The 10,961-nt window shown below is 41.5% G+C and carries 11 protein-coding genes and 1 pseudogene; 1 reads left to right on the top strand and 11 read right to left on the bottom strand.

Annotation, left to right across the window (positions count from 1 at the left end):
• From C8D76_RS08710 to thrA, 4 genes and pseudogenes are all read right to left on the bottom strand, one after another.
• Positions 1-101 (bottom strand): annotated as a pseudogene (locus tag C8D76_RS08710) (IS1595 family transposase); the annotation flags it as partial.
• A gap of 40 nt (positions 102-141) precedes the next feature.
• A complete protein-coding gene (thrC, locus tag C8D76_RS08705) occupies positions 142-1,416 on the bottom strand; it encodes a threonine synthase (protein ID WP_116632394.1) in 1,275 nt (424 codons plus the stop codon).
• A gap of 68 nt (positions 1,417-1,484) precedes the next feature.
• A complete protein-coding gene (gene thrB / locus C8D76_RS08700) occupies positions 1,485-2,432 on the bottom strand; it encodes a homoserine kinase (RefSeq protein ID WP_116632393.1) in 948 nt (315 codons plus the stop codon).
• Complete coding sequence (thrA, locus tag C8D76_RS08695; RefSeq protein ID WP_116632392.1) at positions 2,432-4,888, bottom strand: bifunctional aspartate kinase/homoserine dehydrogenase I; 2,457 nt, start codon at positions 4,886-4,888, stop codon at positions 2,432-2,434. Before thrA ends, thrB begins: the two co-directional genes overlap by 1 nt.
• A 450-nt stretch (positions 4,889-5,338) precedes the next feature.
• Here thrA and C8D76_RS08690 point away from each other — a divergent pair, with 450 nt between their 5' ends.
• Positions 5,339-6,040: a YggS family pyridoxal phosphate-dependent enzyme gene (locus C8D76_RS08690; protein WP_116632391.1), complete on the top strand. Its 702-nt coding sequence runs from the start codon at positions 5,339-5,341 to the stop codon at positions 6,038-6,040.
• A 65-nt stretch (positions 6,041-6,105) separates the two neighbouring features.
• Here C8D76_RS08690 and murA read toward each other — a convergent pair whose 3' ends face one another.
• The 7 genes from murA to mlaF are packed head-to-tail and all read right to left on the bottom strand — an operon-like array spanning position 6,106 to position 10,828.
• Positions 6,106-7,383, bottom strand: coding sequence for a UDP-N-acetylglucosamine 1-carboxyvinyltransferase (gene murA / locus C8D76_RS08685; RefSeq protein ID WP_116632390.1), 1,278 nt, complete (start codon positions 7,381-7,383; stop codon positions 6,106-6,108).
• 15 nt (positions 7,384-7,398) lie between these two features.
• On the bottom strand, positions 7,399-7,656 hold the full coding sequence (locus C8D76_RS08680) for a BolA family protein (RefSeq protein ID WP_116632389.1): 258 nt from the start codon (positions 7,654-7,656) through the stop codon (positions 7,399-7,401).
• A gap of 16 nt (positions 7,657-7,672) precedes the next feature.
• Positions 7,673-8,023, bottom strand: a complete 351-nt coding sequence (locus C8D76_RS08675; RefSeq protein WP_165814362.1) for an STAS domain-containing protein — start codon at positions 8,021-8,023, stop codon at positions 7,673-7,675.
• A 7-nt stretch (positions 8,024-8,030) separates the two neighbouring features.
• On the bottom strand, positions 8,031-8,666 hold the full coding sequence (mlaC, locus tag C8D76_RS08670) for a phospholipid-binding protein MlaC (protein ID WP_116632387.1): 636 nt from the start codon (positions 8,664-8,666) through the stop codon (positions 8,031-8,033).
• Between the two features lie 47 nt (positions 8,667-8,713).
• Positions 8,714-9,217: an outer membrane lipid asymmetry maintenance protein MlaD gene (gene mlaD / locus C8D76_RS08665; RefSeq protein ID WP_116632386.1), complete on the bottom strand. Its 504-nt coding sequence runs from the start codon at positions 9,215-9,217 to the stop codon at positions 8,714-8,716.
• Positions 9,218-9,242: 25 nt separating this feature from the next.
• On the bottom strand, positions 9,243-10,022 hold the full coding sequence (gene mlaE / locus C8D76_RS08660) for a lipid asymmetry maintenance ABC transporter permease subunit MlaE (protein ID WP_423802754.1): 780 nt from the start codon (positions 10,020-10,022) through the stop codon (positions 9,243-9,245).
• On the bottom strand, positions 10,019-10,828 hold the full coding sequence (gene mlaF / locus C8D76_RS08655) for a phospholipid ABC transporter ATP-binding protein MlaF (protein ID WP_116632385.1): 810 nt from the start codon (positions 10,826-10,828) through the stop codon (positions 10,019-10,021). The genes mlaE and mlaF overlap by 4 nt, the downstream gene beginning before the upstream one ends.
• Positions 10,829-10,961 lie beyond the last annotated feature (133 nt).

The raw sequence follows: 10,961 nt of genomic DNA, 5'->3' as shown, positions 1-10,961 counted from the left end.
CCAAGTAAATCTGCAGCTGAGCGAGCCGTGACTTCTAGCACAAAAAATTCAAGTAATTTTCTCTGTATAGATTTCTTTAGTTTACAATGAGTTATATTCATTTTTGTAGATTAGCATAGTACCTAATCTACGTCAGCCCCTTTATTTTAATAAATACGCACGCAATGTGGCAAAATCAGCGTCCATTTCATCGGAAAGTAATGGCAATTTATTATGTTTATCGAGCGCTTCTGGTAATGGCAACTCGGTATTCAAAATACGTTCCACGCTTTCTTTAAATTTTGCTGGATGCGCGGTGCAAAGGAAGATTCCCGTTTCCCCTGCTTGCAATTGGTCTTTTAGTGCTTGATAAGCGATTGCGCCATGAGGCTCACATAAATAGCCTTCTGCATATTCTGCTTTTAATGCGGCTTCCGTTTCGGCATCATTTAAAGCTGCTGCACCTAATTCTTTCAAATTCCAACCATTGCGTTTAAAGAGTTCTTCCACGCGAGGCCAGTTATTTGGGCGGCTCACGTCCATCGCATTTGAAAGGGTTGCCACAGTCGCATTCGGCTCCCATTTTCCGCTGGCGAGATAACGTGGCACGGTATCATTGGCATTGGTTGAAGCGATAAAGCGTTTGATTGGCAAACCTAATGTTTTAGCAATGAGCCCTGCAGTTAAATTCCCAAAGTTGCCACTTGGTACTGAAACCACCACATCTTTACGTTTTTCTTTTGGTAATTGAGCCACCGCTTCAAAGTAATAACAAATTTGTGCCAATAAACGGCTGATATTAATTGAGTTTGCGGAATTTAAACCAATCGCTTGACGCAATTCTTCATCGTCAAAAGCCTGTTTCACTAATGCTTGGCAGGCATCAAAATCTGCATTAATGGCGACAGTGCGAATATTGCCCCCTAAGGTGCAGAACAGTTTTTCTTGTAATGGGCTGATTTTGCCTTTCGGATACAAAATCACCACATTGATATTTTCTAAACCGTAGAATGCATGAGCAACCGCTGCGCCTGTATCGCCAGAGGTTGCAGTCAAAATCGTGATTTTCCCATCGCCACGCACAGTTGCTAAGGCCTGTGCCATAAAGCGTCCACCAAAATCTTTGAAGGCTAATGTTGGCCCGTGGAATAATTCTAGCGCATAAATATTGTCATTCACTTTTGCCAATGGCGCGGGGAAAGTAAAGGCATTTTTTACCATTGCATTCAATTTATCAGCGGGAATTTCATCACCGATGATCGCCCCTAAGATTTTTTGGCTACGCTCATCTAAGGGTAAATCAAGCAATGCGTCAATATTGTCTAATTTTGGCAGCACTTCAGGGAAAAATAAGCCTTGATTTTTGCCTAAGCCTTGTCGCACAGCTTGGGCGAAGTTTACTTGTTGCTCTGGGTGTTTGATATTGTATAAGTTCATTTTTTCTTCCAATTTTGTTAAAAATTACCGCACTTTAACGCAAAAGTGCGGTGAGATTTTGCGTTATTTTATGCTAATTCCCGTGCGCCTGCATTATCCACTTTGCAAATATGCACAAAACCTTCGTTATTTTGCAAATAATGGTTTTCTAAATAATGCTCAATTTTCATCGCCGTTTGCAGATCTGGGGCGATACTAAACATCGTTGGTCCAGAACCTGAAATGCCCGTTGCCAACGCACCAAGATCGCGGGTCGCTTGTTTCACGTCTGCAAAGTTTGGCAGCAATGAGGCGCGATAAGGTTCAGCAACGACATCACGCATCATTAATGCGGCAAGCACTTCTTGATGGGTATGGCAAGCGTGCACAAAGCTGCCTAAATGGCGACCATGAGCAATCACATCTTGACGAGTATAGCTTTTCGGCAGAATTGCACGCGCTTCAGCGGTGGAAACTTCAATACCGGGATAAGCTAACACCCAATACCAATGATCAAAAAATGGTAAAGTTTGGCTGATATTGCCTAAGCTTTCCACCATGAGTTGCACCCCGCCTAAATAGCATGGCGCCACATTATCATAATGGATAGAACCTGAAATACGCCCCTCTAATTCGCCCATCATTTCTAGCAATTCCATTTTTGAAAACGGCTCTGCATGAAATTGATTTAATGCCACCAATGCTGCCACAATAGAACAAGCACTGGAGCCTAAACCTGAGCCGATGGGCATATTTTTTTCTAAGGTTAAGCGTAAAGGTTTAACATTGCCGCCGCGTAATTTTAAACGCTCGCTGAACAACACATAGGCTTGATAGACAATGTTTTTTTGCGGTTCTTTTGGCAATTTGCGAACAAAATAGCCCGCACTTTCCAATTCAAAACCCGATGCAATTTCATCAATTTGTACTACATCGCCGAGCAATGAACCATCAATGGGGGAAATTGCGGCGCCAAGGGTATCAAATCCCACACTAATATTGGCGCTGGATGCTGGCGCATAAATTCGTAAGCTCATTATGCGGCCCCCTGTAAAGTGCGGAGAATATCCGCAAAGATTCCTGCGGCAGTGACATCTGTCCCTGCGCCATAGCCCCGTAATAACAATGGAATTGGGCTGTAATAACGAGTCAAGAATGCAAGGGCATTTTCGCCGTCTTTAACTTTATAAAGAGGATGATTTTCATCAACGGCCTCAATGGATACACGGCATTTGTCGCCATTTATGGAGCCAACATAACGTAACACTTTTCCCTCGGCTTTAGCGGCATCAATACGCTGACTAAATTCGGCGTCCACTTCTGGTAACACTTTAAGAAATTCTTCTTTTGTCATTCCTTCAGCGAATCCTTTAGGCAATACGCCTTCCACCTCGATATCTTCAAACTCCAATGCAAGACCAGTTTCACGCGCTAAAATTAATAATTTGCGTGCAACATCGGCGCCAGATAAATCATCACGCGGATCTGGTTCAGTAAAGCCTTTTTCTTTGGCTAACAATGTGGCTTGTGAAAGGGTTAAGCCTTCTTCTAATTTACCAAAAATGAAAGATAGCGAACCAGATAAGATCCCTTCAAATTTTTCTACTTCATCGCCTGCGGCAAGCAGATTTTGTAGGTTTTCAATCACAGGTAAACCTGCGCCCACATTAGTTTCATATAAGAATTTATGGCGTCCTACACGTTCTGCTTGGCGTAATTCTTGATAATAAGCAAAACTTCCTGTATTGGCTTTTTTATTTGGTGTGACCACGTGGAAGCCTTCTCGTAATGCGCGCACATACAGATTTGCCACAGATTGTGCGGCGGTACAATCAACAAAAACGGGATTGACCACATGGTGTAATTTAATAAATGAAAGCAAGACATCAAAATCAGATGGCTGAATGGCGTGTTCGAGATCTTCTTTCCAATTATCTAAATTCAAACCGTTTTCATTGAGCAACATTTTATCCACGTTAGCCAATGCACAAACTCGGATCTCAATGCCTTTCTTTGCTAGAAACTCCTTTTGCTGTTTAATCTGCTCAATTAACGCGCCACCAACGCCACCTACGCCAACAAGAAACACATCAATCGACTTTTTATTATTGAACAATCCTTGGTGTGTCGCTTTCACCGCTTCAATGGCTTTATTCATTGGTACAACCGCAGAAATTGAGCGTTCAGACGATCCCTGTGCGATTGCCACAATGCTAATATTCGCTTGCGCAACGGAAGAGAAGAAACGCGCAGCGATCCCTTTTGCGGAACGCATACCATCGCCCACCACAGAAACAATCGATAAATCTTTAATAATTTCTACGGGATCTAAATCTCCGTTTTGCAATTCTTGCGCAAACTCTGTATTTAACACCGTCAATGCCCTTTCTGCTGATTTTGCTGGCACACAGAAACTGATACTATATTCTGATGAAGATTGAGTAATCAAAATCACCGAAATACCTGCATTAGACATTGTGGAAAATACACGCGCTGCCATACCAACCATGCCTTGCATACCAGGGCCTGATACATTAAACATTGCCACGTTATCTAAATTGGTAATGCCTTTAACTTGTAATTCTTCAGACGCATTTTCATCGCTATCAATAATCGAACCAGGTGCGGTCGGATTTCCGGTATTTTTGATTAAACATGGGATATTGGTTTGCACTAAAGGACCAATGGTGCGTGGGTGAATCACTTTCGCCCCAAAATAAGAAAGCTCCATCGCTTCTCGATAGGAAAGGTGCGGCAACAAACGCGCATCAGGCACTAAACGCGGATCACAAGTGAACACGCCATCTACGTCAGTCCAAATTTCACATACACTTGCTTTTAAACAGGCTGCCAAACAAGCCGCTGAATAGTCCGAACCGTTGCGCCCTAAAAGCACCAATTCTCCTTTCTCATTGCCCGCAGTGAAGCCTGCCATTAACACCACATTTTGTTTTGGAATGGAGCCTGCATCCACGCGTTTAGTGGATTCTGCAATGTCCACACTGCTTTCTAAATAAGTGCCATACGCCAACAATTTTTCTACTGGATTTATAACAGTTACCGCATAACCACAAGCCTCGAACCATGCTTTCATCATCGCAATGGATAATTTTTCCCCACGGCTATCAATTGTCGCTTTCACGGCATCTTCAACTTTGCCTGCTGCACGAATTTCATCTAATAAGCTGGCAATTTGCGCAAATTCAGCGTCAATTAAGGCTTTGGTTCCTACTAAGTCAAAGTGATTATTTTTTGCGTGTAATCCGTTGATAATGTTATAGAAAATTTCAACAGCATCATTAAAATGAGAATCGGTTGGTTGATTTTGGCTGGCTTTTTCAGAAAGTGCCACCAGATGATTGGTGATTTTGGCTGGTGCGGAAAGCACGCCCGCGGCTTGTTCTTCTAAATGGGCTTTTTCGATCAGCTCAGCAGCTTGCAAGAAACGTTCTGGATTGGCAAGCGATGTGCCACCGAATTTAAGTACACGCATAATGATTTCCTTCTAATTTGTTGTATTTGCTTTAATTTATAAAAACCGCCCACAAAAAAACCCGCTTAACTCGCGGGTTCCTGTGATAATCTTTCATTCGCACTAACCCGCCACGGACATCGTCATGGTAATGATAATAATGGTGGTTAAAGTGCGGTTAAAATTCATAAAATTTTCTCTTGAAAACGTATGCGTCTATAAATACCTAGATTTTATGCCGTTGTCAAATAGAAAATAAATATAAAAACAATGTTTCATACTTATTCTTTATCAATTTCTTTGATTTCACTACATTACAAAGTATTTTTCGCTAACAATATCCTTAACTTTCTGTTATCCATATCTATGATTGCCCCATACTAAAATAAAAAGTGTTTTCTCATAAGTGATTGAGCCGTGCTAAAATACGTTTCCACATACGCCAATTGACTCAAAGATAATTTCATAGCTATGCAACAGATAAAAGATAACTTAGAACAGATTCACCAAGCTATCCAAAGGGCTTGTGAAAAAGCGCGCCGCCCGCAAAGTGCGGTCAAATTATTAGCCGTTTCCAAAACAAAACCCGTGGAAGACATTCAAGCGGCAATCAACGCTGGACAGCTTGCTTTCGGTGAGAATTATGTGCAAGAAGGTGTGGAGAAAATTCAGTTTTTTGCTGACAAACACCCAGAATTAGAATGGCATTTTATTGGGCCTTTGCAATCGAACAAAACCCGTTTGGTGGCGGAATATTTTGACTGGATGCAAACGATTGACCGAGCTAAAATTGCCGATCGTTTAAATGAGCAACGTCCAGCGGGCAAAGCGCCATTAAATGTGCTTATCCAAATTAACATTAGCGATGAAAAGAGCAAATCGGGCATTCAGCCTGATGAAATGCTAGAACTAGCAAAACATATAATAAATCGACCGCACTTGCGCTTGCGAGGGCTAATGGCAATTCCTGCGCCAACGGCAAATCTTACCGAACAGCAACAGGCGCTCAGTGCGATGAATCAATTATTTGAGCAATTAAAAGCAGCATTGCCTCAACAACAAATTGACACCTTATCAATGGGAATGACTGATGATATGGAAAGCGCCATTCAATTTGGTAGCACGATGGTGCGTATCGGAACAGCAATTTTCGGCAAAAGAAATTATGCTTAACAAAAAATAGCGGAGTATTCTCCCCGCTATTTTTTTATTACACAAATGATGACACGAAACAAAAATTATTCTTCTGTGCTTTCTCTAAAACGTTCAATTTTAGCGCCTAAACCACGTAATTTTTCTTCGATGTGTTCATAGCCACGGTCGATATGATAGATACGATCGACGATAGTTTCGCCCGTTGCAATGCAGCCTGCTAGTACAAGGCTAATTGAAGCGCGTAAGTCCGTTGCCATCACTTGTGCACCAGATAATTGTTCAACACCTTGAATTAATGCGGTATTGCCTTCAATTTCCCCTTTCGCACCCATACGGATTAATTCTGGCACGTGCATAAAACGATTTTCAAAAATTGTTTCTGTAATTTTGCTTGTACCTTCTGCGATCACATTCAATAAGGTGAATTGGGCTTGCATATCCGTTGGAAAACCCGGGTGCGGCATGGTACGAATATTGACAGCGTTAGGGCGTTTGCCATGGCTGTCTAAGGTAATGGTATTTTCAGTTACTGTTACTTCCATGCCTGCTTCGCGTAGTTTTTCAATCACTGCTTCCAGCGTGTCTGGTTTGGCATTTTTACACACAATCTTGCCGCCAGAAACTGCGGCAGCGATCAGGAAAGTACCAGTTTCAATACGGTCAGCAACCACAGCGTGTTCACAACCCGCTAAGCGTTCAACCCCTTCGATAGAAATGGTATCTGTCCCTGCCCCTGAAATTTTTGCGCCCATTTTATTGAGAAAATCCGCTGTATCTACAATTTCAGGCTCACGCGCTGCATTTTCGATAATCGTGGTGCCGTTAGCCAAGGTTCCTGCCATCATCACAGACAAGGTTGCACCCACGCTGACTTTATCCATATAAACTCGAGTTCCTGTTAAGCGACCATTCACAGTGGCTTTTACATAACCCTCGTCTAATTCAATTTGCGCACCCATTTTTTCTAAACCAGAGATATGCATATCAACAGGGCGTGCGCCAATAGTACAACCACCTGGCAAAGAGACTTTCCCTTCGTGGAAACGCGTGAGCAATGGTGCTAATGCCCAAATTGAAGCACGCATGGTTTTTACCAGTTCGTAAGGTGCTACATAATGGTTAATCTTGCTGGCATCGATCAAGACTGATTTGTCGGCATCACGCTCTACCGTTACACCTAATTTACGCAAGATTTTAAAGGTGGTATCAACATCTTTGAGCTCAGGAACGTTAGTTAATTTAACGGGTTCTTCTGCTAAGATCGCAGCAAAAAGAATAGGAAGTGCGGCGTTTTTTGCCCCAGAAATTTGAACTTCACCACTTAATGGCGTTGCTTGTCCATATACACGAAATTTTTCCATTTTATTTACCTTGCCCTAACTCGCCATATTTAACATACGATCCATTTTCCATTTTTCTTTAGTATACGTTTTAATGGTTAATGCATGGATCTCACCACTCTCAAAATAAGACATTAATGGCGCATAAATCGTTTGTTGTTGTTTTACACGAGATAATTGGGCAATTTCATCATTCACCACAATCACACCAAAGTGAGCATTTTCACCTTGCGCATACACTTCTTCAAGGTTTAAGGTTTCTTTTAAAATTCGTTCAATTTCTTTTGGTTCCATTCTTTGTTCCATTACATTAAGGCTTTATAAAAGAGTCTAGCCAACTATCTAAATTAAAAAGTTCAGCTAATGTCTGTAATTCGTCAGGAGCATGTTCAATTATTTGGCTTGCAGCAATTTCTTGCATATCATGCAATAATTCGCTAAATAAAGCGAAACCCGCCGAATCCATACGTGTAAGCTGAGATAAATCCCAAATAACTTGCTGATTGGCAATTTGCGAAGCCGTTAAAACAGCAAAACGTTGTTTCCCTTTCCATTCTTTCCAAAGGGGCAACAACGTATCACGAGAAAGCTCCCCAGCGAGCTGGAGAGCAATTCTATCATTATTTTGTACTGTCGACCATGTCAGTTTTTCAGATGCCATAATTCGATTATTTTACCGTTACAGGAACTGCCGCTGCTTTTTGTACTTGAACAGTTAATGCATCAATACCGTCTTTGCGTAGGATACTGCTCCACTCTTGTTTTTTGGTTTCTACCATACTCACACCTTCAGCGGTCATATCGTACACTTGCCAGTTGCCTGTTTTACTATTTTTACGCCATTGGAAATTTAAGTTTAACGGTGCTTGTCCATTTTTTTGTAATAATTTCACCAGCACGCTAGCTTGACTCTCACTATTTAACTGTTCTTTTTGTACTTGAATGTCTTGATCAGTGTACATCGTTAACGCTTGCGCATAGGCTTGTTCAATAAATTTATTGAACGCTGCGAAGAATTTCTCACGTTGTTCTGGCGTGGTTGATTTAAAATATGTACCTAACACTAATGAGCCAGCATAATTCACATGAACATAAGGCATTAAATCATTGCGCACAATTGAACGCAAAGAGTCTGGGTTTGCTTTAATTTGTGCTTGATTCGCTTTAAGATCGGCGAATAATTTCTCAGCGGCTTGCTGAGTTAATTCATAAGGGCTACCAGCCGCCATAACACTTTGCATCGCAAAAAGTGCGGTCGCTAAAACGATAATTTTTGAGAACCAAGTTTTTAATTGCATTTTCATAAATACTCCTCTAAAGAGAAATTGTAAGGATTCTTTCCTAAATCAAATTATTGAGCTGCTGGCGTTTCTGCTGCGGGCTCATTTTTATTCTTATCGCCATATAAGAATTGGCCGATAAGATCTTCTAGCACCATCGCAGATTTAGTATCTGCCACTTTGCTGCCTTCTTTTAACATTGCTGTTTCACCATCATCAAAACCCAAGCTAAGGGCGACATATTGTTCACCAAGTAAACCTGAAGTTTTGATCGAAAGTGAGCTGTTATCTGGAATTTGATTAAATTCATCATTTATTGCAATAGTGACGGTTGGCAAATAAGTTTTTTCATCTAAATCAATATTTGTTACCCGTCCCACAACAACACCGCCCACCTTGAGTGGTGCGCGCACTTTAAGACCACCGATATTCTCAAAAGTTGCAGTAATATGATAGGATTTTGCTTCGCTAAAACCTTGAACATTCGCGACTTTAAGCCCCATAAACACAAGGGCGGCAATACCTAATAATAAAAATAATCCCACCCAGAATTCATATTTAATTGTTTGTCTCATCATTATTTCCTAATTAATTACTTGATTAAGCACCGAACATCATCGCTGTTAACACGAAATCTAAACCCAGCACCATTAATGACGCGTGAACCACGGTCTTGGTGGTCGCCTGACTGATTCCTTCAGAAGTTGGGATACAATCATAACCATTGAACAAGGCAATCCAGACCACGGCAAAGGCAAAGACCACGCTTTTAATAAAACCATAAAGCAAATCCTTTGTATCCACTGCATTTTGCATTACTGACCAAAAGGAACCGCTATCAATGCCTTTCCAATCAACACCCACAAGGGAACCACCAACCACGCCGACTGCAGTAAACAAAATAGCTAAAATTGGCATAGCAATAATACCGCCCCAAAAGCGAGGTGCGATTACTCGGCACAATGGATCGACCGCCATCATTTCAAGGCTAGAAAGCTGTTCTGTGGCTTTCATCAAACCAATTTCTGCGGTTAATGCTGAACCTGCACGTCCTGCAAATAAAAGTGCGGTCACCACAGGGCCTAATTCTCGTAATAAGGAAAGCGCCACCAGCTGCCCAACATTGGCTTCTGCGGCAAAATCCACCAACACCACATACCCTTGCAAGCCGAGCACCATACCGATGAAAAAGCCAGAGAGCAAGATAATCAATAAGGATTGTACGCCTAATACATACAATTGCTTGATTAATAATGGCGTATGTTTCCGAAATTCAGGTTTACCAATTAAGGCGCCAAATAACATAAAACCAGAACGCCCTAAGGCACGCACGGATTTTATTGTACTCTCGCCTAATCCAGAGATTAATTTCACAATCATTGGAATAAATCTCCTAAATAATCATCTGCAGGATAATGGAAACGCACAGGTCCATCTTCCTTGCCTTGGATAAATTGCATCACTTGCGCATCTTGGCTTTGTAGCAAACTTTTTGGCGTGCCTTCTGCAATAATGCGTTTGTCCGCAATAATGTAGGCATAATCCGCAATGCTTAATACTTCCTGCACATCGTGAGAAACCACAATAGATGTCAGATCCAGTGCTTCGTTTAAGCGTTTGATCAAGCTGATAATTACCCCCATACTAATCGGATCCTGCCCTGTAAAAGGTTCATCATACATAATGAGCTCGGGATCCAACGCAATGGTACGCGCCAATGCGGCACGACGCGCCATTCCGCCAGAAAGCTCCGATGGCATTAAATGCGCTGCACCACGCAAGCCCACAGATTCCAATTTCATCAATACCACTTTGCGAATGAGTTCTTCGGGCAGTTTGGTATGTTCACGAATAGGAAATGCCACATTATCAAAGGTGGAAATATCGGTAAATAATGCGCCCGATTGAAATAACATTCCCATGCGCTGACGCACTTTATATAGTTCGCTATTTGACATTTTACAGAGATCTGCACCATCAAATAAAATCTCACCCGTTTCGGGTTGCAATTGCCCCCCAATAAGCTTTAATAATGTGGTTTTACCAATTCCTGACGGCCCCATAATTGCGGTAATTTTGCCTTTTTCTACACGCAAATTGAGGTTGTCATAAATGGTACGTTCTCCACGCTTAAAGGTGAGATTTTTCACTTCAACGAGTGCTTTCTCACGTATTTTTTCTTCCATTTCACTCTCAAAAATCAAGTCAAAAATTAAGGCGGATCAATGAAATCCGCCATTAGATTATACTGTTTCAAATTCAATAATTTTTTGACTATAACATTCGTAAATCGTTCATATTCAAAATAAATTAAATTTT

Source organism: Alitibacter langaaensis DSM 22999 (genome assembly GCF_003096995.1).
GTDB lineage: Bacteria > Pseudomonadota > Gammaproteobacteria > Enterobacterales > Pasteurellaceae > Exercitatus > Exercitatus langaaensis.
This window is presented reverse-complemented; position numbering and strand designations above follow the sequence as displayed.

Bases quoted from the DNA above. Each gene is read 5' to 3' on its own strand.
- murA (WP_116632390.1), bottom strand. From the start codon at position 7,383: ATGGAAAAATTTCGTGTATATGGACAAGCAACGCCATTAAGTGGTGAA.
- thrC (WP_116632394.1), bottom strand. From the start codon at position 1,416: ATGAACTTATACAATATCAAACACCCAGAGCAACAAGTAAACTTCGCC.
- thrB (WP_116632393.1), bottom strand. From the start codon at position 2,432: ATGAGCTTACGAATTTATGCGCCAGCATCCAGCGCCAATATTAGTGTG.
- mlaF (WP_116632385.1), bottom strand. From the start codon at position 10,828: ATGGAAGAAAAAATACGTGAGAAAGCACTCGTTGAAGTGAAAAATCTC.
- mlaD (WP_116632386.1), bottom strand. From the start codon at position 9,217: ATGAGACAAACAATTAAATATGAATTCTGGGTGGGATTATTTTTATTA.
- mlaE (WP_423802754.1), bottom strand. From the start codon at position 10,022: ATGATTGTGAAATTAATCTCTGGATTAGGCGAGAGTACAATAAAATCC.
- C8D76_RS08680 (WP_116632389.1), bottom strand. From the start codon at position 7,656: ATGGAACCAAAAGAAATTGAACGAATTTTAAAAGAAACCTTAAACCTT.
- thrA (WP_116632392.1), bottom strand. From the start codon at position 4,888: ATGCGTGTACTTAAATTCGGTGGCACATCGCTTGCCAATCCAGAACGT.
- mlaC (WP_116632387.1), bottom strand. From the start codon at position 8,666: ATGAAAATGCAATTAAAAACTTGGTTCTCAAAAATTATCGTTTTAGCG.
- C8D76_RS08690 (WP_116632391.1), top strand. From the start codon at position 5,339: ATGCAACAGATAAAAGATAACTTAGAACAGATTCACCAAGCTATCCAA.
- C8D76_RS08675 (WP_165814362.1), bottom strand. From the start codon at position 8,023: ATGGCATCTGAAAAACTGACATGGTCGACAGTACAAAATAATGATAGA.